At 59.8% G+C, this 24302-nt stretch carries 29 protein-coding genes; 8 read left to right on the forward strand and 21 right to left on the reverse strand.

Going from position 1 to position 24302, the window contains the following annotated elements:
* Nucleotide 1 precedes the first annotated feature (1 nt).
* Nucleotides 2-511, forward strand: a complete 510-nt coding sequence (locus tag GH769_RS07380; RefSeq protein WP_019821478.1) for a ferritin-like domain-containing protein — start codon at nucleotides 2-4, stop codon at nucleotides 509-511.
* Between the two features lie 108 nt (nucleotides 512-619).
* Entirely contained in the window at nucleotides 620-2197 is a 1578-nt protein-coding gene (locus GH769_RS07385) for a histidine kinase famiy protein (protein ID WP_177480923.1), read from the forward strand.
* A gap of 166 nt (nucleotides 2198-2363) precedes the next feature.
* Here the strand turns inward: GH769_RS07385 and cyoE are convergent, their stop codons facing one another.
* Genes cyoE through cyoA form a run of 5 tightly spaced genes read right to left on the reverse strand, consistent with a single transcriptional unit; the run spans nucleotide 2364 to nucleotide 7075 of the window.
* Nucleotides 2364-3221: a heme o synthase gene (gene cyoE, locus GH769_RS07390; RefSeq protein ID WP_020303214.1), complete on the reverse strand. Its 858-nt coding sequence runs from the start codon at nucleotides 3219-3221 to the stop codon at nucleotides 2364-2366.
* Nucleotides 3218-3556, reverse strand: coding sequence for a cytochrome o ubiquinol oxidase subunit IV (gene cyoD / locus GH769_RS07395; RefSeq protein ID WP_032903493.1), 339 nt, complete (start codon nucleotides 3554-3556; stop codon nucleotides 3218-3220). The genes cyoE and cyoD overlap by 4 nt, the downstream gene beginning before the upstream one ends.
* Before the next feature lies 1 nt (nucleotide 3557).
* A complete protein-coding gene (cyoC, locus tag GH769_RS07400; RefSeq protein ID WP_020303216.1) occupies nucleotides 3558-4172 on the reverse strand; it encodes a cytochrome o ubiquinol oxidase subunit III in 615 nt (204 codons plus the stop codon).
* Between the two features lie 3 nt (nucleotides 4173-4175).
* A complete protein-coding gene (gene cyoB, locus GH769_RS07405) occupies nucleotides 4176-6149 on the reverse strand; it encodes a cytochrome o ubiquinol oxidase subunit I (protein ID WP_032903494.1) in 1974 nt (657 codons plus the stop codon).
* Between the two features lie 2 nt (nucleotides 6150-6151).
* Nucleotides 6152-7075 carry a ubiquinol oxidase subunit II gene (cyoA, locus tag GH769_RS07410; RefSeq protein WP_014718031.1) on the reverse strand — a complete coding sequence of 308 codons (924 nt, stop codon included), beginning with the start codon at nucleotides 7073-7075 and terminating at the stop codon, nucleotides 6152-6154.
* A gap of 397 nt (nucleotides 7076-7472) precedes the next feature.
* Between cyoA and GH769_RS07415 the strand changes: the two genes are divergently transcribed.
* Together GH769_RS07415 and GH769_RS07420 are read left to right on the forward strand one after the other, a co-directional pair.
* Nucleotides 7473-7787, forward strand: a complete 315-nt coding sequence (locus GH769_RS07415; protein ID WP_020303217.1) for a hypothetical protein — start codon at nucleotides 7473-7475, stop codon at nucleotides 7785-7787.
* Nucleotides 7788-8261: 474 nt separating this feature from the next.
* Nucleotides 8262-8531, forward strand: coding sequence for a DUF6555 family protein (locus tag GH769_RS07420; RefSeq protein WP_003190473.1), 270 nt, complete (start codon nucleotides 8262-8264; stop codon nucleotides 8529-8531).
* Between the two features lie 55 nt (nucleotides 8532-8586).
* On the opposite strand, the gene GH769_RS07425 is transcribed toward GH769_RS07420, so the two are convergent.
* The 5 genes from GH769_RS07425 to GH769_RS07445 all read right to left on the reverse strand — a co-directional run bounded on the left by GH769_RS07425 (nucleotide 8587) and on the right by GH769_RS07445 (nucleotide 10731).
* Nucleotides 8587-8796 carry a hypothetical protein gene (locus GH769_RS07425; RefSeq protein WP_032903495.1) on the reverse strand — a complete coding sequence of 70 codons (210 nt, stop codon included), beginning with the start codon at nucleotides 8794-8796 and terminating at the stop codon, nucleotides 8587-8589.
* Nucleotides 8797-9007: 211 nt separating this feature from the next.
* Nucleotides 9008-9241 (reverse strand): DUF2934 domain-containing protein, encoded by a 234-nt coding sequence (locus tag GH769_RS07430; protein ID WP_032903496.1) that lies wholly within the window; start codon nucleotides 9239-9241, stop codon nucleotides 9008-9010.
* 29 nt (nucleotides 9242-9270) lie between these two features.
* A complete protein-coding gene (locus GH769_RS07435; protein WP_014718035.1) occupies nucleotides 9271-9822 on the reverse strand; it encodes an ATP-dependent Clp protease proteolytic subunit in 552 nt (183 codons plus the stop codon).
* Nucleotides 9823-9875: 53 nt separating this feature from the next.
* Nucleotides 9876-10226, reverse strand: a complete 351-nt coding sequence (locus tag GH769_RS07440; RefSeq protein WP_014718036.1) for a general stress protein — start codon at nucleotides 10224-10226, stop codon at nucleotides 9876-9878.
* A gap of 334 nt (nucleotides 10227-10560) precedes the next feature.
* A complete protein-coding gene (locus GH769_RS07445; RefSeq protein WP_153649602.1) occupies nucleotides 10561-10731 on the reverse strand; it encodes a general stress protein in 171 nt (56 codons plus the stop codon).
* A 418-nt stretch (nucleotides 10732-11149) separates the two neighbouring features.
* Between GH769_RS07445 and GH769_RS07450 the strand changes: the two genes are divergently transcribed.
* Complete coding sequence (locus tag GH769_RS07450) at nucleotides 11150-12673, forward strand: sensor domain-containing diguanylate cyclase (RefSeq protein ID WP_032903497.1); 1524 nt, start codon at nucleotides 11150-11152, stop codon at nucleotides 12671-12673.
* Between the two features lie 27 nt (nucleotides 12674-12700).
* Here GH769_RS07450 and GH769_RS28805 read toward each other — a convergent pair whose 3' ends face one another.
* The 4 genes from GH769_RS28805 to GH769_RS07465 form a co-directional block, all read right to left on the reverse strand.
* Nucleotides 12701-12850: a hypothetical protein gene (locus tag GH769_RS28805; RefSeq protein WP_019821496.1), complete on the reverse strand. Its 150-nt coding sequence runs from the start codon at nucleotides 12848-12850 to the stop codon at nucleotides 12701-12703.
* 90 nt (nucleotides 12851-12940) lie between these two features.
* Nucleotides 12941-13396 (reverse strand): GNAT family N-acetyltransferase, encoded by a 456-nt coding sequence (locus GH769_RS07455; RefSeq protein WP_020303222.1) that lies wholly within the window; start codon nucleotides 13394-13396, stop codon nucleotides 12941-12943.
* Nucleotides 13397-13435: 39 nt separating this feature from the next.
* On the reverse strand, nucleotides 13436-13726 hold the full coding sequence (locus GH769_RS07460) for a type II toxin-antitoxin system RelE/ParE family toxin (protein WP_020303223.1): 291 nt from the start codon (nucleotides 13724-13726) through the stop codon (nucleotides 13436-13438).
* Complete coding sequence (locus tag GH769_RS07465) at nucleotides 13719-13964, reverse strand: type II toxin-antitoxin system ParD family antitoxin (protein ID WP_020303224.1); 246 nt, start codon at nucleotides 13962-13964, stop codon at nucleotides 13719-13721. The genes GH769_RS07460 and GH769_RS07465 overlap by 8 nt, the downstream gene beginning before the upstream one ends.
* A 287-nt stretch (nucleotides 13965-14251) precedes the next feature.
* Here GH769_RS07465 and GH769_RS07470 point away from each other — a divergent pair, with 287 nt between their 5' ends.
* Nucleotides 14252-15091: a DNA/RNA non-specific endonuclease gene (locus GH769_RS07470; protein ID WP_020303225.1), complete on the forward strand. Its 840-nt coding sequence runs from the start codon at nucleotides 14252-14254 to the stop codon at nucleotides 15089-15091.
* Between the two features lie 3 nt (nucleotides 15092-15094).
* Here GH769_RS07470 and GH769_RS07475 read toward each other — a convergent pair whose 3' ends face one another.
* Nucleotides 15095-15313, reverse strand: coding sequence for a hypothetical protein (locus tag GH769_RS07475; RefSeq protein ID WP_014718041.1), 219 nt, complete (start codon nucleotides 15311-15313; stop codon nucleotides 15095-15097).
* A gap of 234 nt (nucleotides 15314-15547) precedes the next feature.
* Between GH769_RS07475 and GH769_RS07480 the strand changes: the two genes are divergently transcribed.
* Together GH769_RS07480 and GH769_RS28810 are read left to right on the forward strand one after the other, a co-directional pair.
* On the forward strand, nucleotides 15548-15991 hold the full coding sequence (locus GH769_RS07480; protein ID WP_014718042.1) for a DUF421 domain-containing protein: 444 nt from the start codon (nucleotides 15548-15550) through the stop codon (nucleotides 15989-15991).
* A 134-nt stretch (nucleotides 15992-16125) separates the two neighbouring features.
* The gene (locus GH769_RS28810; protein ID WP_019821498.1) at nucleotides 16126-16275 is read left to right on the forward strand and encodes a hypothetical protein; all 150 of its coding nucleotides are present in this window, start codon (nucleotides 16126-16128) and stop codon (nucleotides 16273-16275) included.
* Between the two features lie 282 nt (nucleotides 16276-16557).
* Here GH769_RS28810 and GH769_RS07485 read toward each other — a convergent pair whose 3' ends face one another.
* The 6 genes from GH769_RS07485 to GH769_RS07510 all read right to left on the reverse strand — a co-directional run bounded on the left by GH769_RS07485 (nucleotide 16558) and on the right by GH769_RS07510 (nucleotide 24285).
* Nucleotides 16558-17898: a cytochrome c gene (locus tag GH769_RS07485; RefSeq protein WP_032903498.1), complete on the reverse strand. Its 1341-nt coding sequence runs from the start codon at nucleotides 17896-17898 to the stop codon at nucleotides 16558-16560.
* 16 nt (nucleotides 17899-17914) lie between these two features.
* A complete protein-coding gene (locus GH769_RS07490; protein ID WP_032903499.1) occupies nucleotides 17915-20152 on the reverse strand; it encodes a molybdopterin cofactor-binding domain-containing protein in 2238 nt (745 codons plus the stop codon).
* On the reverse strand, nucleotides 20152-20610 hold the full coding sequence (locus GH769_RS07495; protein ID WP_014718046.1) for a (2Fe-2S)-binding protein: 459 nt from the start codon (nucleotides 20608-20610) through the stop codon (nucleotides 20152-20154). The genes GH769_RS07490 and GH769_RS07495 overlap by 1 nt, the downstream gene beginning before the upstream one ends.
* A gap of 755 nt (nucleotides 20611-21365) precedes the next feature.
* Nucleotides 21366-22121: an ABC transporter ATP-binding protein gene (locus GH769_RS07500; protein ID WP_014718047.1), complete on the reverse strand. Its 756-nt coding sequence runs from the start codon at nucleotides 22119-22121 to the stop codon at nucleotides 21366-21368.
* Entirely contained in the window at nucleotides 22115-23149 is a 1035-nt protein-coding gene (locus GH769_RS07505; protein ID WP_003190501.1) for an iron ABC transporter permease, read from the reverse strand. Before GH769_RS07505 ends, GH769_RS07500 begins: the two co-directional genes overlap by 7 nt.
* On the reverse strand, nucleotides 23146-24285 hold the full coding sequence (locus GH769_RS07510; protein ID WP_014718048.1) for an ABC transporter substrate-binding protein: 1140 nt from the start codon (nucleotides 24283-24285) through the stop codon (nucleotides 23146-23148). Before GH769_RS07510 ends, GH769_RS07505 begins: the two co-directional genes overlap by 4 nt.
* Between the last annotated feature and the right edge of the window lie 17 nt (nucleotides 24286-24302).

A 24302-nucleotide genomic window follows, 5' to 3' on the forward strand; every position in this document is an offset into this window, starting at 1 on the left:
CATGGCAACCCCACAGGAAAACCTGCTCGACTGGCTACGTGATGCCCATGCGATGGAGCAACAGGCCGAGAAAATGCTCAAGGCACAGTCCGAGCGCCTGGAGAATTACCCCCAACTAAAGGCGCGAATTGACGAGCACATTGAGGAAACCCTTGGGCAGCAGCAACTGATTGACGAATGCCTGACGCGTTTGGGAGGCAGTGCTTCGACCCTTAAAGATGTGGGCGGCAAGCTGATGGCTTTCGGTCAGGCGGTCGGTGGCTCGCTGATGAGTGACGAGGTGATCAAGGGCGCGATGGCCGGCTACGTGTTTGAAAATATGGAAGTGGCCAGCTACACGGTGCTCATCGCGGCCGCGAAGGCAGCGGGTGATGCCGAGACACAAGCGGCGTGCGAAAAGATTCTACCCCAGGAAGTCGCCATGGCTCAGTGGTTGCTCGAGCACTTGCCAGAGCTTACGCAAGCGTTTTTGCAACGCTCTGAGGCGCCTGACACACAAGCCAAGCGTTAATGACACGTGCGGTGCCCTTGGGGGGCGCCGCGTCCGCTCGGCACAAGATGGCACTGCGCAGCGTTTTCACGGTCCATGGAACACGTACCACGTATCTGGAGGTGAACCTTGGCGACAAAGAAGAAGCCTGTGGTCGACGGTATGGAATTGGCAATGCTGTCTACCAGCCGCAAAGACCTGTTCTTTGCGGCCATGCAAGCCAGCCACAGTGCAATGATCGTGACCGACCCCGCGGGGCCTGATAACCCGATCATCTTTGCCAACCAGGCGTTCCTGACCCTGACAGGCTTTGAACTGGACGAAGTGATCGGACGTAATTGCAGGTTCCTGCAGGGGCCTCAAACCGACAAAAACGCGCTGCACCAGGTGCAGCGCGCGGTTGAGCAGCACCATGAGGCCTGTGTCGAGGTGCTCAATTACCGCAAGGATGGCTCGACCTTCTGGAACGAGCTGTTCATTTCGCCGTTGTTCAACGAACGTGGGCAACTGGTGTATTTTTTCGCATCGCAGTTGGACGTGAGCCGGCGCCACGACGCAGAACAGCGCGTGCGTCGCGCACAAGACCTGGAAGCGCTGGGGCAACTGACCGGTGGCATTGCCCATGACTTCAATAACCTGCTGCAAGTGATGATGGGTTATCTCGACTTGATCCAGCAGAGCGCCAAGCGCCCCGGTAGCGATCCGCAGCGCATCGTCAACAGTGCCAGCCGTGCCAGGGCAGCGGCGGAAAAAGCTCAGACCCTGACCCAGCAGTTGCTGGCGTTTTCGCGCAAGCAACGGCTCGACAGTCGAGTGATCAACTTGAACAGCTTGCTCAGCCGCCCCGAATTCATGGCACGTGCGCTGCAGGGCGTCGAGTTGCATGTAGAACTTGCCGAAGATCTGTGGAACTGCCGCATCGACCCTGTCCAGGCGGAGCTGGCAGTGCAGCACCTGTTATCGAATGCCCAGGATGCTTTGCGCGGGCGTGCGGACCCAGCGGTAACCGTCCAGACCTGCAACGTCCAGGTACCGGGCGATGTCGGTGCCGAGCGTGATGGGTTGACCGAGGGCTGTTACGTGAGCATTTCGGTCTCGGATAACGGCAACGGCATCGACGCAGGTATTCAGGACAAAGTCATGCAGCCGTTCTTCACCACCAAGGAGGAAGGCCAGGGCTCAGGCCTGGGGTTGTCGATGGTGTATGGCTTCGTCAAGCAATCGGGCGGCACGGCGCGGATTCATTCAGACCCGGGCATCGGTACGACGATTCGATTGTACTTTCCTGCAGATGACAGCCAGCTGTGGGTCGAGCAGACACCCACAGCCATCTCACCGCAAGGTAACGAACGCATCCTGATTGTAGAGGACCGGCCCGAGGTGGCCGAGTTGGCGCAGGTGATCCTGTCTGACTACGGTTACCACACGGACATTGCCCTCAATGCCGCCGAGGCATTGGGCATGCTCAAACAGGCGACGTATGACTTGGTGTTCAGTGACTTGATCATGCCCGGCGCGATGAATGGCGCGGCGTTGGCGCGGGAGGTGTCGCGCTTGTATCCGCACATCAGGATCTTGCTGACTACCGGCTATGCGAAAGACGCATTGGCCCGCGCGGAGATAGAGGTGCATGAGTTCGAGTTGATTCCCAAGCCGTATCAGCCTGCTGATTTGCCGCGCAAAATCCGGGCGGTGCTCGATACCTGATCGAGCAGGCCAATGCGCTCAAAATGTGGGAGCTGGCTTGCCCGCGAAGGCGGTGTGTCCGTCACTGCATCTGTTACAGCACGACCGCTTTCGCAGGCAAGCCAGCTCCCACAGTTGATCTTCGTTGCTTTGAGCATTGCATTCCGCGGGTGCCCGCCCCGCAGAGCTACCTCAGCACCGCCAACGCCAGGTTAAGGGCCAGCACCAGCACAATTGAAAACCCGAATATCCTGCGCGCCCAGCCGGTCGGATCAGTCAGCCGTGTACTGCTGGCCGCCAGGTTGAGCCAATACCCCCCAAGCCCGAGCATCACCACAAAATACAGCGCCGCCATCTGCGCCACCGCGCCCAGCATCAGGGCGCTGGCGAGAAAGGCCAGCATGTACGCCTGGATCTGCCGATGGGCTTGGGCCAGGCTCAACAGCGGCAAGCCTGCGGCGCGGAAATCCTCGCGGCGCATCACGGTGATCGCGTGTGAATGCGGCATCTGCCAACAACAGAACACCGCGATCAGCAGCATGGCCGTGAGGTCAAACCGCCCGGTGACCGCGCAATAGCCGATCACCGGCGGCATCGCCCCGGAGACGCTGCCGATCAAGGTGGCCCAGTGGGAACGCCGCTTGAGCCAGTAGGTGTAGACCCCCGCATAGATCACCAGCCCGACCATTGCCAGCCCACACGCCAGCGCATTGCTGCCGCCCCACAGCAAGCCAAAACCGCAGGCGCCCAGGACGGTCCCATAGCCTGCGGCAGTGGACACCCTGATGGTGCGCAATGCCAATGGCCGATGACAGGTGCGCACCATGCGCCGGTCGATGTCGCGGTCAATGCAGTTGTTGATGACACAACCGCACCCGATCACCAGGGCGGTGCCGAGCAGGGTGGCCAGCCCGTGCGTCACCGAGGCCACATGCCCGCTGGCGGCGAGCAGGTAACCGCCCAGCACCGAGGCCAGGTTACCGACAATAATGCCCGGCTTGGTGAGCTCGATGGCGGTATTGAACAGCCCCCGCCAGTGTCTCAATGCGCCAGCATGTTGTGATGAATACTGTCCATGATCCATAGCGAAAGCCCCACCAACAGAAGAATGATGACCGCCGAGAAAATCAGCGCAATCAGGTTCCAGCGTTGTTCTTCGGCCGAGTCCAGGTGCAGGAAGAACTTGAGGTGGACCACGATTTGTATCGCGCCCAGCGCCACCACCAGCCAGGCGGTGAAGGTGCGCGGCAGTGACGGGAACATCACCAGGCCGAACGGGATCAGGGTGAGCAGGACCGACACCAGGAACCCCACCAGGTAGGAGCGACTGCTGCCATGGCTCGTACCGGCACTGCTGTGAAGCGAGCTTTGCTTGTACATGTCACACCACCCCCAACAGATAGACCACGGTAAAGACGCAGATCCACACCACGTCCAAAAAGTGCCAGAACAGGCTCAGGCAACTGAGCCGGGTGGCGTTGGTGCTGGTCAGGCCGCGTTGCTTGACCTGGACCATCAGCACCGCCATCCAGATCAGCCCAGTCAACACGTGCGCGCCGTGGGTGCCGACGAGGGTGAAGAAGGCCGTCAGGAAGGCACTGCGGTCCGGCCCGTAGCCTTCTGCGATCAAGTGGTGGAATTCGTTGATCTCCATGGCGATGAAGCCCGCGCCCAACACGAACGTGAGCCCCAGCCAGCGCAGCACATCGCGTTGCTTGCCGTGGTTCATGGCGAGCATGGCGTAGCCGTAGGTGATACTGCTCAACAGCAGCAGCATGGTTTCGGCGAGCACATAGGGCAGTTCGAAAATATCCATGCTCGACGGCCCGCCCGCCACGCTGTCGCGCAACACGGCGTAGCCGGCGAACAAGGTCGCGAACAGGATGCAGTCGGTCATCAGGTAGATCCAGAACCCGAACAGGCTCAGGGAACCGGCGTCTTCATGCCCTTGTTCGTGGGTGTGGGCGATGTCTTTTTCCATAACGATATTGGACATGGGTCAAGCCTCTGCCAGGTCTTTGAGACGTGCCGTTTCGATGCGCGCGACTTCCTGCGCGGGCACGAAGTAATCGGTGTCTTCGTCGTAGCTGCGCACCACGAACGCCACCACCGAGGCCACCAGGCCGAACGCCGCCATCCACCAGATGTGCCACACCAACGCAAAGCTGCAGACCAGCGCAAACAGGCTGATCACCAGGCCCGACGCGGTATTGCGCGGCATGTGGATGCTGCGATAGTCGGTGTGGCTGAGGGTGCTGACGCCGCGCTCCTTCATGCCCCAGTACGCGTCCAGGTCATTGACCTTGGGCTGCTCGGCGAAGTTGTACAGCGGCGGCGGGGACGCGGTGGCCCATTCCAGGGTGCGCCCGTCCCACGGGTCGCCGGTGAGGTCGCGGTATTGATGACGGTTGCGGATGCTGACAAACAATTGCAAGGCTTGCGCCGCCACGCCGCAGAGGATGATTGCCACTCCCACCAACTCCAGCAGCAGCCAGGGCCGCCATTCGGGGTTGTCGAAATGATTGAGGCGGCGCGTCATGCCCATGAAACCCAGCACGTAGGAGGGCATGAACGCGAAGTAAAAGCCCACCAGCCAGCACCAGAAAGCGATGCGCCCCAGCTTGTCGTTCAAGCGGAAACCGAACGCTTTGGGGAACCAATACGTCAGGCCGGCCATATAGCCGAACACCGCGCCACCGATGATCACGTTGTGAAAGTGCGCGATCAGGAACAGGCTGTTGTGCAGCAGGAAATCGGCCCCGGGCACCGCCAGCAGCACCCCGGTCATGCCGCCGATGCTGAAGGTCACGATAAAGCCCAGGGTCCACAGCATGGGCGTTTCGAAGCGCACGCGGCCGCGGTACATGGTGAACAACCAGGTGAAGATTTTCACCCCGGTCGGCACCGCGATGATCATCGTCATGATGCCGAAGAACGCGTTGACGTTGCCCCCCGCGCCCATGGTGAAAAAGTGATGCAGCCACACGATGAACGACAACACGGTGATCGCGATGGTCGCCCATACCAGCGACACGTAGCCGAACAGCCGCTTGCTGCTGAAGGTGGCGGCAATCTCGGAAAACACCCCGAACGCGGGCAGGATCAGGATGTACACCTCCGGATGCCCCCAGGCCCAGATGAGGTTCACGTACATCATCGGGTTGCCGCCGGCCTCGTTGGTGAAAAAATGCATGCCCAGGTAACGGTCCAGGGTCAGCATCAACAGGGTGGCGGTGAGGATCGGAAATGCCGCCAGGATCAGCACCGACGTGCACAGCGCATTCCAGGTGAACACCGGCATCTTGAACAGCGTCATGCCTTCGGTGCGCATCTTCAGGATGGTGACGAAGAAATTCACCCCCGTGAGCAGCGTGCCGATGCCGGATATCTGCAATGACCAGATGTAGTAATCCACGCCGACGCCGGGGCTGTAGCCCAGCTCGGATAACGGCGGATACGCGACCCAGCCGGTGCGCGCGAATTCACCGACCCCCAGCGAAATGTTCACCAGCGCCGCACCCACCACGAACAGCCAGAAACTCAGGGCGTTGAGAAACGGATAGGCCACATCCCGAGCGCCGATCTGCAACGGCACGACGATGTTCATCAAGCCGACGACGAAGGGCATGGCCATGAAGAAGATCATGATCACGCCGTGGGCGGTGAAGATCTGGTCGTAATGTTCCGGCGGCAGGTAACCCGGCCCGCCGCTGGCGGCCATGGCTTGTTGGGTGCGCATCATGATCGCATCAGAAAACCCACGCAGCAGCATCACCAGGGCGACGATGATGTACATGCAACCGATCTTCTTGTGGTCCACCGAGGTGAACCATTCGCGCCACAAATAGCCCCACTTGCGTTTCCAGGTAATCGAGCCCACCAACGCCACCCCCATCAGGCCGACGATGGCCAGGGTGTACATCACAATGGGTTCAGTGGTTGGGATCGCGTCCCACGACAGTTTTCCGAACATGGTTACCGCTCCTCAGCCAGCAGACTTGGGTGTTGATCGGTGCGTTGTGCAGCGTCGCTCAATGGCGAGCGCCGGGGTTTATTGGCCTTGTTCATGCCTTCGTATTTATCGACGATGTCCAGGAACAAGCGCTCCTGTACCGCCGAGTAATAGGTCACCGGGTGCTTGAGGGTCGGCTTGGCCAATTGCGCGTAAGTGCTGTGGTCCAGAGAGGTGGCCGCGCCCTTGACCTTTGTCACCCAGGTTTGAAAGTCGGCAGTGCTCAGGGACAGCGTGGTGAAATGCATGTCGGAAAAACCGGGGCCGTTGTAGTTGGCGGCAATCCCTCTGAACTCACCGGTTTCGTTGGCGATCAGGTGCAACTTGGTCTGCATGCCGGCCATGGCGTAGATCTGCCCGCCGAGTGCGGGAATAAAGAACGAGGTCATGGCCGCGTCGGAGGTGACGGTGAAACTTACCGGCGTGTGTACCGGCAGGGCCAGTTCGTTGACGCTGGCGATGCCCAGGTCAGGGTAGATAAACAGCCATTTCCAGTCGGTGGCCACCACCTGCACATTGATCGGCGGGGTGTCTGACTCCAGCGGGCGATAGGGGTCGAGTGCGTGGGTGGTCTCCCACGTCACCCACCCCAGGACGATGATGATCAGCAGGGGAACGCCCCATACCACCGCTTCGATTTTGTGCGAACTGGCCCAGCGGGGGGAGTAACGCGCTTTTTTATTGGTGGCGCGGTAGCGGTAGGCGAAGACAAACATCATCACAATCACCGGAACGACCACCAGCAGCATCAGGCCCGTAGCGAGAATAATCAGGTCGCGCTCATCGGTTGCTACTTGCCCCTTGGGGTTGAATACCACCAGGTTGCAACTGGTGAGTAAGAAGAGGCTGGTGATAGTGACCAGGCAATAACCCATCGCTCGTTTCATGCCTTGCTCCTGTATTGGAAACTTGCGTTTTGCTGTGCCGAATCAGTGCTCAAGCGTTAACTAAGCGAAGCGCTTGTTAACCTCAGGAGCCGTCAGGTGTTAAACACTCGGCAATAAGGTGCCGTCAGTAGATAAAGTGCTTCTACTGCCCGGTTTTATTGGCTTTTTCTGCCACTCTGCAGGGCGCATTTCGCCGCGCTCCCGAACATTTTGAATAGAGCCCGGTGGGTTGGTTTAACAATTTGTTTCCTCGCCTGACGAACGGTTTAACAGGCGAAACGGTAAAAGGTTTTTATCGGTGCATGATGGAGGTGGCCTTGCAGAAAGTCTGAATTCTGGTTAGGGATTTCAGTCGTTAGTTGATGGCCAACCCCACTAACGGTTTTGGAGAAGCGCTATGTTTATACGTGGCAACACCTATAAAGCCTGGGTCTCAAAAGCACTGAAAGAAAAATGCTTCACCCGGGAAGTCGAAAACGGCTGCCATATCGAAGTCAGGGCCCGAGAGCGGGAGGACGCTGATATTGAAGTGCTGCTCTGCGTTTATACCGCGACGGGGCAATGCGTGGTTGAACGCATCAAGCAGTTGCCGGGTGCCGAATGGACGGTGAATGACGCGCTCAAACGCGGTATTGATCAGGCGGAACGGATTGCCGGAGGTGAGTCCGGCCGACTGCCCTGTGCTGACGCTCACGTGCACGACGACGATTGAGTGGCTCCGCGATCTTGAATGTGGGAGCTGGCTTGCCTGCGATGACGGCCTGACAGCCGGCGCCTATCTTCCTGATCCCAAACGATCCAAATGTGGGAGCGGGCTTGCTCGCGAAGGCAGCCTGACAGCCGACGAGGATTTTGGTCCGACAGGCAAGCTTGGACCTCGGTGCGTCGGTTGGACAAGCGTCGGCTGCCCGGCCGTCACGGGAGCAAGCTCCCTCGCCATAGGGTGTAGCGTGCGGCAAAATAAAAAAGCCCGCACAGAGTGCGGGCAAGACAGGAGTTTTTACCAAGAGCCTGGAGTGAACAGACTCAGTATTAAGAAACAAAAGAAGCATAAGCAGTTTTATTTTTTTAATGCGAGGCCGACGAACGGTAGTGCAACAGCAAGTGCGTGATCGTCGTCATTAAAACATTAAAATTTCTGAACCTTCGTTCTGAGCAAATAACAAAAAAATCAGAAGGAGAGGTTATGAAAAATTCTTTATATGTCATCGAATACGAATACCACCACGAGCCTAAGTCTTTCATTATAAGAGCGGAGGTGATGAATAACGCAGAGGCGTGGCATTGGGCCTGTTGCGATGCAGGCATTGGCATTATTCCCAGGTCGCGTAATGAAAAGATCAAACGCATCAGTAAACCGCTGGCCGAGCGCTACGGTCTTGAGAATGTAAGATGGCGCCCGTCTGGGAGTATCCCGTTTATTGCAAAGCCTTATGTGCCGCCGCCACCCGAATGAATGTATTTTTAATGGACGGTGTCCATGCGGGTGGCGGTAGGGGCGAGGCGCGTGTTTACTGTTTTTTGCGTCGCTCCTGCAACATGCACAACTTTTGCACGCTGCGTTGAAGTGCCTCTTTCATCAGGTCGGCTGCATAGTGTTGCTTGCAGGCCGGGCAGAGCATGTCAGAGGCCGACGACACTAGAAAGTCGGGGTCATCCAGCGTCGATTCGTAGGGTTGTTTACATTGCAGGCAACTTCGGTTCGCTTGTAGATGGGTCACATCGATTCCTCCCTGAATGAACGGCCACTCTCGATTAAGAAGTGGGCGTTTTCAACTGCTAAAGAGGAAGAATTCAAACGAGCGATTAGTTGATGTTTTAATGCCAGTATCGAGAGGCGGCGGGGAGGGGATGGCGCTTGGACGGCTGTCGATGTTTTAGAACCCTGGCAGGTTTATCGACAGGCGCGTCCTCACTCTCTGCTCTGTGGGTTCAGCAGTTGGGTTTTCTGCTGCGGGTTTTTTGCCCGGCGGCGGTCGCCTGGCGCTTTGATCGGTCCGGGTTGGGCGGGGTGACGCTACTTGCTATCGAGCCTGCCAGGCCGTCAGTCGGCGGGGTTGTCAGCTCCTCCCTGGCTTGTAACCAGTGCACGAAATCCTGACCGTCAGGCTTCCCTTGCTGTTCCCAAATGCGGTACGCGGTGAGTCGGATCGTTTCTTCGTCCATTGTGAGGCTCCCCTATTGAATAAAAGGTGCTAGGAGTGAATGAAGCTGCTCACGAAGTCCGCCTTGACCACGGGAAGTTCGATCCCATGGATCAAGCCGGCGGTCAGCGCTTGTTGCGGGTCGAGAATGCGTGGCGCGGCGATCAGGTACTTTTCGGTCTCCAGTTTTTCGACAGCATCGGCGGTGCGCTCGGCCACGATGCGTGCGTACAACTGCAAGTCGTAATCGAGGCTCATCGCGTATTCGGACATGCGCGAATGGTCAACCGCGCCTTGCACATGCCAGTGGAAGGGGTGGAACAGGAATTTGCTGTGCTTGCAGGCGGTCCTGCGCTCACCAGCCAGAAAGATGATATTGCCCATGGATTCCACGGTGCCGAGGTTATGGGTATGCACCGGAATCGGCAGGGACAATAAAAAGTTGTACATCGTAAAGCCGTAGCTGCATTCACCACCCATGGTGGCGATATTCAGTACCAGGCCCTGGGCATCTTGTTGTACGGCCAACGAGGCTTTTTCAATCAGTTGGCTGCACGTAGAAGCGGTGACCGGTGCGGTGAAGTTGATAATGTGTAAAGGCATGGTGTCCCTCATCAATGAAAGCAGGGGAGCACGGCTCCCCTGCATCAAGCACATCAGCTTTTGCGTCCGCCGCCGTGGCTGTGTTCGCCACCTTTACGCCCGGCTTCGGAAGCTTTTTCACGGTCGTTGGCAAAATTGCCGCCACTGTTCTGGCCGCCTTTGCTGCCCGCCTCGGCGGCGCGTTCGGGGTCATTCTTGAAATTGCCCCCGCTGTTCTGGCCGCCTTTGCTGCCGGCTTCAGCGGCGCGCTCGGGATCATTCTTGAAGTTCCCGCCACTGTTTTGGCCACCTTTGCTGCCGATCTCCTGGTAGAACTCTTTGTCATGGGACGCAGAAGTGGCTTCGCCGCCTTTTTTCCCGGCTTCGCTGACGCTCATTTGGCCTTGCTTGTCTTGAGTAGTCATGTTCAGTTACCTCGTCGTTATGTCGGTAATGTAACGTTCACTTCGATTGTGCTGGAAACGTGCACTTGGTCGCGTGCATCAAGCTGCACAGTTATAAGTGCCTTTCACACAAGGGTGGCGTTTTAGATGCACTTATCGTGGCTTCGGCTTGTTCAACAAGTTGCTGATGTTCGTAACACGCAGACGTATTAGAACGCAGGCCAGTCCTTGCTTTAGTTTGCACTTCTACAATCGGCCTGCGAGCTGGCTCGCCGCGCTGATTATCAATGGACGCACGCATGATCAATGCCCTTTGTTAACAAACGGAACAGCGGTACTGCCCGTGTGGTCAGGACTAACGCCCCCCACCATGACTGTTCTGGCCGCCTTTACGCCCGGCTTCCGCGGCTTTCTCGCGGTCGTTGGCGAAATTGCCGCCAGAGGCCTGTCCACCTTTCTTTCCCGCCTCTGATGCTTTTTCGCGATCGTTGGCAAAGTTTCCAGGGTTTTTATTGCTCGTCGTCATAACAATACTCCCAGTTTTGAAATGTCGTTTCGCTAGTTGCCCGTTTATGCAACGGACATCTTTTCTGATAAGGGAAAGTGCGCAGATGTTTTGAAATTTTTTAAAAAGGGCGATGAACGGTAGAGTGGCAGATGAAACTTGTACAAGTGGGCTCAGAAAGTGCCGCTTCGTATAAGTTTTTCTGCGTCGATTGATATTGAATTAATAGCGACCTTAACGGTTGGTTTAGCATTCAATACCCTGTTTTGATAGTGGTCATTAAAGGCGCTGGCTCCTCTGGCCGGCGCTCAGCCGCACACTCTGTAGCTGCAGCTCGCACAGACTGCTTGTATGCTGGCACTCTGGAACCGGTTGCCCCTGTGAGTACCGACGTTCGAATGATGGCTGGATGGAAACCGGACTTCCTTAAGGTGCTGACGTGAAGCGTGATACCCGTCTTGTGATGCTGTTGCTGTTGGTGATCGGCTGTTCCCTGACTTCGCTGACGATTTGGAAAGTCCTGTCTTCCCGCGACCGTGCGCTGGCGGAAGTGGACGTGCATGGCTTGAACCTGACCCAGGCCCTTAACACCTATACCGAAGGCATCGTGCGGCAAAGCTCGTTGCTGTTGCTGGGGTTGGTGGAGCGCCTGGAAACCGAAGGCAGTGGCCCGGTGCAAATCCAGCGCATCAGTACGCTGATCAACCGACAGCAGCCGCTGATGCCGCAGCTCAGCGGCATCACCATTTATGATCATCAGGGCCGGTGGCTGCTGTCTTCCAATCGTGCGATTCCGGAGGGCGCCAATAGCAGTGATCGGGCCTATTTCATCCACCATCGCGACGATCCGAGCGCTGAACCTTTTATTGGCCCGCCGATTCAAAGCCGCGCCAACCATGAATGGGTGGTGACCATCAGCCGCCGTTTCAACGACGCGGCCGGCAACTTCGCTGGCGTGGTCGCTGTGACCCTGGGGGTGGAAAACTTTCTGCGGGTATTCGGCAAGCTCGATGTAGGCCAGGAGGGCGCCATCGGCCTGTCCTACGCCGACGGCACGTTGCTGGTGCGTTACCCCTTCCGCGAGCAGGACATGGGCCGCAACTTTTCCACCTCGCCTATTTATTCCAAGTACCTCGTCGACCAGCCTGTGGGCACTGCGGCCTATACCTCCAGCCTGGACGGGGTAGAGCGACTCTATGCCTTTCGCAAAAGCGAAACCCTGCCGCTGATCACCACGGTCGCGTTGGGCAAGCACGAAGCCCTCGCGGCGTGGCGCATCGAGGCGGCACTGTCAGCGGTCGTGGTGGCGGGGCTGCTGGGGCTGACGGGACTGATCGGCTGGTTTCTGATCCTGGATATCCGCAGGCGTACGGCGGCGGAAGAGGCGTTGCGTGTCGCCCAGCAACAGTTGCTCGACTCCAATCGGCAGTTGGCACTCTTGGCGAAGAAGGACGCGCTGACCGGCCTGGCCAACCGCCGCTGTTTTGACGAAACGCTGGCCGTGGAAGCGCGTCGGGCGCAGCGCGAAGGTACGTCACTGGCATTGCTGATGATCGACATCGACCACTTCAAACGCTTCAACGATGCCTTTGGTCACGTCGCGGGAGATGCGTGCTTGCAGGCGGTCAGCACGTTATTGGAAACGTGCGTGCGGCGGCCGTCGGACCTGGTGGCGCGCTATGGCGGAGAAGAAATGGCGGTCATCCTGCCCGCGACTGACAGTGCAGGCGCTGCGGTGGTCGCGCAACGCATTCTTTCGCGTCTACAGCAGGAGAACATCACACACCCAGGCAGCCCCTTCGGGCGCGTGAGCGTGAGTATCGGCGTAGCGACGGGCATGGGCTCACGGCTGGAGCCGGTGTTGGGTTTGGTCGAGGCGGCCGATGCAGCGCTTTACGGTGCGAAGGCGGCTGGGCGCAATGGGTTCAACGTGCATCCTGCGCACGTGACTTCGGGCGGCTGAAACGGCTTTTACCTGGGTATGCGCGGCTCACATCCCAAGCGTCGGGATCATGAGTTCGCCGCACTCCATCAGTTGGCCAGCGGTGACTTGCAGCTGCGGGGTGGGTTTGGCCGCATAGCCTGCGATGAAGCCAGCACTTAGCAGTGCCAGGCAGAGGACGGCTTTTTTCACAAGCATGCGCAGGGTCTCAATCGGTTCAAAAGGGTGAACCACAGATTGTGCGTTCGAGAAAAGGTTCCCGCCCGCGCAGAAGGCACCTTATGGAGCTCAGCGAATGAACCTGACGTACACACGTTCAGGGTCGTTATCGTCCAGATTCTCGATCTGCCCGCTGGGAATAAAGCCGGCTTTCGTCAGCAGGGCCTGGGACGCGCCGTTGGAGGCATTGGTCGATGCGAACAGCTTGGGCGTCTTGCAGGCTGCTTCGGCCGCTGACAGCAGACGAAGGGCGACGCCTTGGCGCTGGTACAGCGGTGAAACCACCACCAGCGCAATAAACCCATGGTTGAAAAAGTCGTGGGTGAGCACTAGGTAGCCGGCGCACACGTTAGCGTCGGCGGCTACCAAGCATTGCTGGCGAACCACGGCGTCATAGATAAACACACGACGGCTGGCATGCTCGGTTGCGTAGGCATCCAGTGCGACCAAGGCATGCACATCGTCGGGGGTGGCTTGGCGGATCAGCCAGTGTGGGGCAGCGGGGGGCAGCTTTGTGTCAGGCATTTTAATTTTTCTCCACCCCCGGTTTGACAGTCTGGATTGTCATAGCTTGTGGGGGGCGTCCATTCGGTCATGCAGGATGCGAACGATCGAAATTCCATACGTAGTAATGCGCAAGTAAATCATATGGTGTTCGATGCTGCGCCTGCGGTAGCCATCACGGATGTGGTCACAAGTCGGAGCTGTTTTAGGGTGTTTTGCCAAGTCTGAAAACGTCGTGGTCAGGATATCGATGTACTGATCTGCCTGCTTCGCACCCCACTGTTGCGCGGTATAAGTCCAGATTCCTTCCAGGTCGCGTTCGGCCGCGGGGCTAAGACGGTATTCAGCCATGGGCATTGAGCATCCTCTGTTTGAACGCTTCAGGGTCAAATGGGCGAGGTTTACCACTGGCTTCACCCTCAAGCAGAGCCGCACGAATGGCCTCTACTTGTGCACTGCGCTCCTGTTCGCGACGAATCAAATCGCGGATGTACTCGCTGTCATTGGTGTAATGACCCGCTTCAATTTGTGCCTTTATCCACCCGTCTTGTTGATCAGTCACGGTGATGGTTTTTCGTACAGTAGTCATTACTGCTCCTTGGAAGATAAGCGTTGCGAGGAAATTATCATACTATTGGTGCGGTATTGTGCGGCGCAGATGAATGGTCGAAATGATGACTGCCAAAGCTTCAGGAAGGAGGTACGGCGCGTTCAGTAGGACGCAACGCTGAACGGGCTATAGGGGACAGTCCCCGCGCTTGATCAGCGTTGTTTAGAAATGTTTATGTGATTCAATGGTCATCTCGGCTTGCGCAGGAAGCGCATCAGCCGAGGCCATTTTGATCTTTCAAGAAATTCATCCCAAGGAGTAACACCATGCAAGGAAGCACATCGTTCAAGTACCTGGCGTTTTCGTTGATCCCGTTGATGGCCGCCTGTACCACGCCCACACGCCAATCCGCCGTCCTCCCTGCGCCAGCCTTGCCGTTCGATAACTGCGCGGTTGGCTGCCCCACCGGCGGCAGCCCAGTGACGTTGAACCGCCAGGCCTACACGTTGAACAACAACGGTTCGACCAAGTTTGCCAATTGGGTGTCCTACAAGATCACCAAGGCCACGGCGGCCAGCGGGCGCGCCCGTGACTGGCGCACCGACCCGGATATTCCAGCCGGGGAAACCCTGGACCCGGTGGATTACAACGGCGCCAACGTCGCGCTCAAAATCGACCGTGGGCATCAGGCCAACCTGGCTTCGATGGCCGGGGTGGCCGATTGGCAAACGCTCAACTACTTGTCGAACATCACCCCGCAAAAGGCCGAGCTCAACCAGGGGCCCTGGGCGCGCCTGGAAGACCAGGAGCGCAACCTCAGCAAGGAACCAGGCGTCGATCAGGTGTATGTGGCTACCGGCCCGTTGTATGAACATTTTGTCGGCTCGTTGCCGGGCACGAACAAAGTGCACACCATCCCCAGTGGCTATTGGAAAATCATCGTGGTCGGCAGTTCGCCGGAAACGGGCCTGTACGCCTCATTCGTGATGAACCAGGAAACCCCCAAGGGCGCAGACTTCTGTGATTACCAGGTCACCGTGGATCACATCGAAGAGCGCTCCGGGCTGACGTTCTGGAGCACCTTGCCGCAAGCGCTGCAAGCCACGCTGAAGGCCAGGCAGGGCCAGTTGCCGAGTCGGATCGGCTGTAACCGAACCAAAGCCTGACGCCTAGTCGGCACACACCAACGAGGGCCTGCGGCTGTTGTTCTTGCCCAGGCGCTCATGCGTGGCGACGTGTGTGGCCTGTTCACGCAGTGCTTCTTCGAGCGCTTGCAGATGCTTGGAAAGGATTTTCACCGACCCACTCGGGTTGGCGGGGTCGAAGGGGATCCGGCCATTGGCAATCAGCACCATAGCCAGTTCCCAGGCGCGTTGTGAGTCGTTCATGACAGGGGTTCCTTCTTCAGCGTGATCGATATAGAGCTGTGACCCGCTGCCAACGCCCCGGTATCAACTGGGTTACTGCCGAAATTTCGATCATTTCAACGATTCAGTTGCGCTGAAACCATCATCTTTTTAGATGGTGGTCGAGACGTGTCGAAAGAATGAACCACCGCGGCGCGGTGGTCACCTAATCCGTATGAATCGGTCGTTTCCCATTCAATGATCCGAGGGGCAACCATGGACTCTGTACTGCGGGCTGTGGCGATTTACCTGGTGCTGCTGGTGCTGTTCAAAGTTGCCGGCAGGCGCACGCTGGCCGAGCTCACCACCTTTGACCTGGTGTTGTTGATGGTCATCGGCGAAGCCACCCAACAGGCGTTGCTGGGCGAAGATTTCTCGATGACCAACGCCGTGCTGGTCATCGCCACCCTCATTGCCATCGACATTGGCTTCTCGCTGGCCAAGCAGCGTTCAGCCTGGTTCGCACGGGTGCTCGATGGCGGGCCGACGGTGCTGGTCGAGCAAGGCCAGGTGCTGCATAAAAGGCTCAAGCATGCGCGCCTGGACGAGGGCGACATTCTTGAGGCGGCCCGGTCTACCCAAGGGCTTGTCGAACTCAAGCAGATCCGCTTCGCGATTCTTGAGCGCAACGGCAAGATTTCGGTGATCCCGTTTGAATAAAACGCGGCCCCATTCGTCAGCCAAGGGGCTATTTTTTGAACGCCAGCGCTTCTGTTCCAGACAGATAGATCATGGGCGGACGAATTCTGCTTTCGTCACGCCGATAACACACACTTGCCAACAGGTGAACGATCATGAAGAAGCTTTATATGTGCGTGGGCCTGTGCAGCGCGTTCCTGCTGCACGGCTGTTTTGACAACGCTGACAACGCCACTAAAGACAACAACAGTGGCACCCAGTCGTCGGTGCAGATGCAGGAAGGCAAGGCGGACGAGAGCAAATAGAGCGGCCTGCCAGCCGCCGCTTATATCATTGATGCTCATTGCCGAATGTGGGAGCTGGCTTGCCTGCGATAGCGGTGGTTCAGTTAACGATGCAGTGACTGACAGTCCGCCTTCGCGGGCAAGCCCGCTCCCACAGGGGACCTGTGCCAGGCGCTGATTTTGTGGGCAATGCATGGCCAGTGTGGGAGCTGGCTTGCCTGCGAATGCATCGACTCGGTTTACCTGAGGAACCGAGGTGTTTGCATCGCAGGCAAGCCAGCTCCCACAGTTGATCGCGACCGATCAGCGCATATGCAGGATGATAGGGCTACTGCTCGCCGGGTCGGTATGCCCACGCAACTTGCCCACGGCCTTTGCATCGACCGCGCCGCCGTGGTTGCCCCAGGTGCCGCGCACGTAGCTCAGCACGTCGGCGATTTCCTGGTCGGACAATTGCTCACGAAACGCGGGCATGCGGTAGGCGTCTGGCATCCCGGCGGTGACCACGCGTTGTGAGCCGTTGAGGGTGATGTTGATCGCGGAGGCGTTTTCCGTGGCTAGGGCCGAGGTGGCGCCGGCCAGGGGCGGCATCCAGTCGGGCTGGCCTTTGCCGTCGAGCCCATGGCAGGAGGCGCAGCGGGTGGCGTACGTGTGGGCACCGGGGACATCCGAGCGCGCCGTTACCGGCTGATATTGCCAAGGGCTGCCGTCACGCTGCGGGTCGCCGGGCAGTGACTTGAGGTAGCGAGCGATCGCGGCCAGGTCATCGTCCTGCATGAACTGCGTGGAGTTGTTGAAGGCCTCGGTCATCGACCCGTAGACCACGGCATGCTGGTTGCGACCGGTCTTGAGGAACTGCACGATCTGTTCCTCACTCCAGCGCCCCAGGCCGGTGTTGTGGTCCTGGCGCAAGCTGGGGGCGTACCAGCCGTCGAGCAGAGCACCGGCCAGGAACGGCGCGCCGGATTCGTCCAGGGCCTTTTCGTTGAACGCCAGCCCCCGAGGCGTGTGGCAACTGCCGCAGTGGCCGGGACCTTGGACGATATAGGCGCCCCGGTTCCACAGTGCGTCCTGGCCGGGCTTGGCGGCATAGGTCGCGGTCGGTGCAAACACACCGTTCCACAGGGCGATGGGCCAACGCAGGTTGAGCGGCCAGGGAATGTCGCTGGGGATATTAGGCTGGTTGGCCGGTTGCACGCCTTTCATGAAAAATGCGTACAGCGCCTGGATGTCATCGTCGCTGAGCTTCACATAAGACGGGTAGGGCATGGCCGGGTAGAGCCGTCGCCCGCCCGGTGCTACGCCGTGGCGTACGGCGCGGTCGAAGTCGGCCAGGCTATAGGTGCCGATGCCATGCTCGCGGTTGGGGGTGATGTTGGTGGCGTGGATCGCCCCCAGCGGCGTGGCCATTTCCAGGCCCCCGGCGAAGGGCGTCTTGCCTGGCAGGCTGTGGCAGGCCACGCAGTCACTTACGCGGGCGACGTATTCGCCGCGACTGACCAACGCGGGGTCGAAGCTCGTGGCCTGTTGCTGTTCAAAAGGCGAGGCAGGCTCGCGGGTGACATACCAGGCCAGCAGGCCGGCGGCGACCACGCAGGGCAGCACCAGCCACCCTGCGGTTCTTGCGAATCGGCGGTTATTCATGGGCATTCCCTGTCGGTTAGCTGAAGGTGTAACGGCTCAAAGGCAGACTGCGGATGCGTTGGCCGGTCAACTGCGCCACGGCATTCGCCACGGCGGGGGCCACAGCCGGCAACGGCGGTTCGCCGATACCGCCCATTTTTTCTCCGCTCTCCACGATCTTCACGTGTACCTGCGCCATACGCGAAGGCGGCAGCACCGGATAAAGGTCGTAGTTGCGCGCCCGTGGCTTGCCATCCACGTACACCGCTTCCTCCAACAAGGTTTGCGACAGGCCCAAGGCCACGGCACCGTTGACCTGCGCCTCTACAATCGCCGGGTTGACGATGCTGCCCGGGTCAATCGCTTCCCAGATGTGATGAACCTTGACCTGGCCGTTCTCGATCGACACCTCGGCCACCACCGCTGCATGGGAGCCAAACGGCGAGGCCATGGCTACGCCGCGTGCACGGCGGGTGCCGTCTTCGGCGGTGTAGGGCCCACGCTTCCAACCGCCAGACAGCTCGGCGGCCGCTTGCAGCAGGGTGGTCAGGCGCGGGTTGTCGCGCAGCAGGTGCAGGCGCAGTTCATAGGGATCATGGCCGCCTTTGTCGGCCAGTTCGTCCAGGAAGGCTTCGTAGAAAAAGTCATTGAGCGAGTTACCCACCGAGCGCCAGTAACCGAGCATAGCCGGACCTTTGACGTAGATCTGCGCAATGCGTTTGTTGGGGATCGCATAGCTCTTGCCCGACAAGCCTTCCAGGGCAGTAGGGTCGATGGCGTCGCCCTGTTTGCCGGCGATGGCTTCGGTGGGGCCTTCGGTGGCGCTGACCGCTTCGATGGCCACCGGCAGGCCTTTGTCATCCAGTGCGGCGCGGAACTTGACCACGGCGACGGGGCGCAATACATCGCGCACGAATTCTTCTTCACGGCTCCAGATCAGCTTGATCGGCCGGCCCACCGCCTTGGCCAACGCAATGGCTTGCGGGTAAGGGTTTGCCGAGTCATACAGGAAATGCCGGCCGAAAAAGCCGCCCAGCAGCGGTGAGTGCAGGGTGATTTGCTCAGTGCTCAGGCCGGTGCGCTTGGCGATGTCGGCACGGAACATATCCGGCGCCTGGTTAGGCAGCCACACCTCCAGCGTGCCGTCGGGGTTAAAGCGTGCCAGGGCTGAAGGCGGTTCCAGCTGGGCATGGTTGAGGTACTGGTTGTGGTAGGTGGCTTCGACGCGGGTTTTGGCGCTGGCCAGTGCGCCGGCCACATCGCCTTCGTTTTCGTCATCGCGGGCCGGGCCTTGCTGGGCGGCGAGGAAGTCGCGGTACTTGTCGCTGGAAAAATCCGCCGGCATCGCCCGCACGGTGGAGTCGGCGGCGGCTTCAAGCCATTCGACCTGGATGGCTTCGACGGCCCGCTTGGCATGCCACCAACGCTCGGCTACCACGGCCACGGCGCCGGGCAGGGTGTGAACCGAATGCACGCCTTTCATGGCTTGCACCTGCGCCTGGTTGCGCAGGCTGCCCACGGTCATGCCCAGGCGTGGCGCATGCTGGACGGCAGCGTGGAGCATGCCGTCGATTTTCAGGTCGATGGTGTACTGCGCCTTGCCGGTGGATTTGTCATAGGCATCCAGGCGCTTGACCGGCTTGCCGATCCAGCGGAACTGGCTCGGGTCGCGCAGGGTGATGCTGGCCGGGTCGGGCACCGGCATATCCAGGGCGGCACCTGCCAGTTCGCCGTAGCCCAGGGAGCGGCCGGAAGCGGCGTGCACCACGCGACCGGGCTGGGTGGTCAGCTCGCTGAGCGGTACGCGCAGTTGCTCGGCGCCGGCTTGCATCAGCATCGCGCGGGCGAGGGCGCCGAGGCGGCGCATGGTCGGGTAGCTCATGCGCACCGACATACTGCCGCCGGTGATGCGCAGGCCATTTTCCATCACCACATAGGCTTCGCCGGGCGGGGCCGCTTCGACAATGAACGTGGCCGGGTCGGCATCCAATTCTTCACCGACGATCTGCGCCATGGCGGTGTGAGTGCCTTGGCCGCCTTCCATGAAGGGGCTGAGCAGGCGCACGCTGCCGTCGGGGCGAATTTCCAGGAAGGCGGGTACTTGAGTGCCGCGTTCAGCGGCGGCGCCGGTCGCGGCTTGCACGCGGGAGGTGCCCAGTGGCAAGCCGAAACCGATCACCAACGCGCCCACCGCGGTGCTGGCCAGGAAGCGGCGACGGGACAGGTTGATCGGTTCGCCCAGGGTCACGCCGGGAATGATCTCGTTGGTGTTCATCAGGCGGTCTCCTTCCCGGCGGCCAAGGCATCCATGGCGGCATGGATGGCGTTGTAGGTGCCGCAACGGCAGAGGTTGACCATCGCCGCGTCGATCTGCGCCTTGGTCGGCGCGGGGGTGTGCTTGAGCAGCGCCGTGGCCGCCATCACCTGCCCGGACTGGCAGTAACCGCATTGCGCTACTTGATGTTCGACCCAGGCCGCCACCACACGCTTGCCCACGTCATCGGCCTCGACGGCCTCGATGGTGGTGATCTCGCGACCGACCACGCCGGCCACGGGCGTCACGCAGGCGCGCACCACATTGCCGTCCACCAGCACCGAACAGGCGCCGCACTGGGCCAGGCCGCAGCCGTATTTGGTGCCGGTCATGCCCAGGTTATCGCGGATCACCCACAACAACGGGGTGTCGGCTTCGGCATCGACCTGATAGGCCTTTTGGTTGATACGTAATTCCATGCGGGCTCACCTGCTGATCATCGGTTGGTGGTGCTTTTTCTTATCAGGGACGTGCTCGGTGGCATACCCTGGTGTCGCTCATGGGCGACGGGTTATGGCGGCGGGGTTGAGAACCTGTTTCATCTTGGCCACGCGCGCATGGTTGGACTCTAGACCACGGCGCAAGGGGTATCTATCCCGGCAGGCGATAAGTCGGAGGATCAGGCAAGTATTCGCGAGGATTGAGCGATAGAAGCAGTGGCTGATCCGAGATTTTGGCTGATGTGCCGTGATCTTCTGTGGGAGCTGGCTTGCCTGCGATGACGGCCTGACAGGCGATGCTTCTCTACCTGACACCCCGCGATCCTACTGTGGGAGCGGGCTTGCGCGCGAAGGCGGCCTGGCAGGCAACACAGTTGGATTGGGTACATATCCATTGCTGCGGTAACGGCCACTTAGGGTTCCGCCCTGACGGCGGGTCACTTTGGAAAAGAGCCCCAAAGTAACCAAAGGGCTCTTGCCCCACCACTCGGCACCTCGCTTGGGCTCGGTGTGCCCGAACGCAGGCTTGAATTCGTGGGCCGCCGCCACGCGCCATCCATGGCGCGGGGCGGCTAACCCGGCGTCCTGCCGGGTTACCCACGAATTCAAGCCTGCGTTCGGCCAGCGTGGTTTAACGGGGCGCCTAAGATCAAAAGCAGATCAAGATCAACAGCGGCTCGCTTCGCATCGTGGTTACCGTTGATCGCTACACAATTGAGTAAATATCTCTGCTTTCACACAACCCCATCAATCAAAATATGCGCCTGCCCGCGGCTGCAGCGCTCGATGCGTGCCTGCACCTGGTAAACCTCGCGCAGCATCGCTTCGTTGATCACCGCGTGGCTCGGCCCGCTGCCCTGGGCTGTGCCGTCGGCGATGACCAGCACCTGGTCGGCAAAGCGCAGTGCCTGGTTCAGGTCATGCAGTGCGATGAACACAATCACCTCGCGTTTGCGCGCCAGGGTGCGCATGAAATCCAGTACTTGTACCTGGCGATGCATATCGAGGGCGCTGGTGGGTTCGTCCATCAGCAGTACGTCGGGTTCGCGCACCAGCGTCTGGGCGATGGACACCAGCTGTTGTTGGCCGCCGCTGAGTTCACCGAGGTTGCGAAAGGCCAGGCCGGTGATGCCCAGGGCGCTGAGCATTTCGTCGACCAAGTTCAACTCGTCGTCTTGTACCACCCACCCCGGCGTCAGTTGTTTACGCGCCAGCAGTACCGATTCGTACACCGTCAACCGGGCGCTGGCGTTCAGTCCTTGGGGCATGTAGCTGATGGCTTGTGCACCTTTTTGCGAGCCCTGCAGCAGCACCTCGCCTGGCCCGTCGATCAGCCCGGCCATGCGCTTGAACAGGGTGGATTTACCGGCAGCGTTGGGCCCGACCACCGCCACCACCTGGCCGCCGACAAAGGCTGCGGTGTTCACTTCGCGGATGATGGTGCGCTGGCCGTAGCGGGCGCCGAGGTCTTTCAACTGGAGACTTACCATGAGTTTTTCTTGCCGCCCAGGATCAGGGATATAAAGAACGGCACGCCGATCAGTGACGTAACCACGCCTATTGGGAAAATCGCCCCCGGAATCAGGGTTTTGCTGACCACCGAGCTGGCTGACAGAATCAACGCGCCGGTGAGCAGCGAGGCGGGCAGGAAGAAGCGCTGGTCCTCGCCAATCAACATGCGTGCGATGTGCGGGCCCACCAGGCCGATAAAGCCGATGGTGCCGACAAAGGCGACCGGGAACGAGGCGAGCAGGCTGACCATGATCAACGTTTGAAAGCGCAGGCTGCGCACGTTGATGCCGAAGCTGGCGGCCTTGTCGTCACCCATGCGCAGTGCGGTGAGGGCCCAGGCGCGCTTGGCGAAAATCGGCAGGGTGACCAGGATGATCAGGCAGATCACCCCCAGCTTGGGCCAGGTGGCTTTGGTCAGGCTGCCCATGGTCCAGAACACCACGGCTGCCACGGCTTGTTCGGTGGCGAAAAACTGTACCAGGGCCAGCAGCGCGTTGAAGGTAAAGACCAGGGCAATGCCCAGCAGCACAATGGTTTCGGCCGTCACCCCACGGCGCAGGCTCAGGAAGTGGATCAGCAGCGCCGAGAGCATCGCCATGATGAACGCGTTGACCGGCACCATGTACTGCGCCGCCAGCGGAAACAACGCCACTCCAAACGCCAGGCCCATGGCCGCACCGAAACTGGCGGCGGCAGAAATGCCCAGGGTAAAGGGGCTGGCCAGCGGGTTGTTGAGGATGGTCTGCATCTGCGCCCCGGCCAGGGACAACGCCGCGCCAACGGCGACCGCCATCAGGGCGACGGGCAGGCGGATGTCCCACATCACCACACGCACTTGCGGCGCGGCACTGTCGGGCGAGAACAGGGCGCCGAGCACTTCGCTGAGGCTGTAGCTGGCCGGGCCCAGGGCCAGGTCGAGCAGCACGCTGCACAACAACAGCAATGCCAGGGCAAGGAGGATCAGGCGTTTGCGTATCACCAGGTTGCGGTAGGTCGGGGCGCTCATGGCTTGAGGCTCACGAAGTAACCCGACTCATAAGGGACGGGCAGGAAGCGTTCGTGCAGTTCTCGAAACGCAGCGTCCGGGTCCAGGTCGGCAAACAGGTCGGGATGAAACCACTTGGCCAGTTGCTGGATCGCCACGAACTGATACGGGCTGTTGTAGAACTGATGCCAGATGGCGTGGAAGGCTTGCGGGCCCTGGGCCTTGATACCGGCATAGGCGGGGCGCTGGGTGTACCACGCCAGCTTGGCTCGGGCCTGGGCCATGTCGGCGCCCGGCCCCACGCCAACCCAATGCCCGCCGGGGGCAAACGCCTCCCAATTGGCGCTGGTGACAACGACCTGGTCGGGGTTGGCCACGATCACCTGTTCGGGGTTCAACTGGCCAAAGGTGGTGGGAATAATGCCTTTGGCGATGTTGTCGCCGCCGGCCATCTGCACGAACAGGCCGAAGTTTTCATTGCCAAAACTCAGGCAGCAGTCGTCGGTGTAGCCACCGATACGCTCGATAAACACTGACGGGCGCGCCGGTTGCTGCGCCGCAATCACGTCGGTCACGCGGCGGATCTGCTGGTTGCGAAACGCAATGAAATCCTCGGCCCGTTGCTCTTTGCCGAACAACTGGCCGAACAGGCGCATGGTCGGCTCGGTGTTGGTCATCGGTTGGTTGCGAAAATCCACGTACACCACCGGGATGCCCAAGGCATCGAGCTTCTCGATATAGCGCGCATCCTCGGTGGCATGCTGCGCCTCGATATTGAGGATGATTACGTCGGGGCGTTGGGAGATGGCCTGCTCGATATCAAAGGTGCCGTCTTCAAAGCCGCCGAAGGTGGGGATCTTGGCGATGGCGGGAAACGCGCGCAGGTAGGCGTTGTAGGTGTCCGGGTCGGACTGGATCAGGTCCTTGCGCCAGCCAACGATCCGTTCAATCGGGTTTTGCGTGTCCAGCGCCGCCACCAGGTACAGCTGGCGGCCCTCGCCAAGAATCACCCGCTGCACCGGCAGCTTGACCTTGACCTGGCGCCCAAGCAGATCGGTGACGGTGGTCAGCGCCGCCATGCTCGGCAGGCTAGCCCCCAACAACCCGGTGAACAGCAGCGCCGCTAGAAGGTGGCAACGTCGAACAATGCAGATCATGAATCAAGCCCTTGCAG

It is taken from the genome of Pseudomonas sp. CFSAN084952, assembly GCF_009648855.1.
Classification (GTDB): Bacteria; Pseudomonadota; Gammaproteobacteria; order Pseudomonadales; family Pseudomonadaceae; genus Aquipseudomonas; species Aquipseudomonas paracarnis.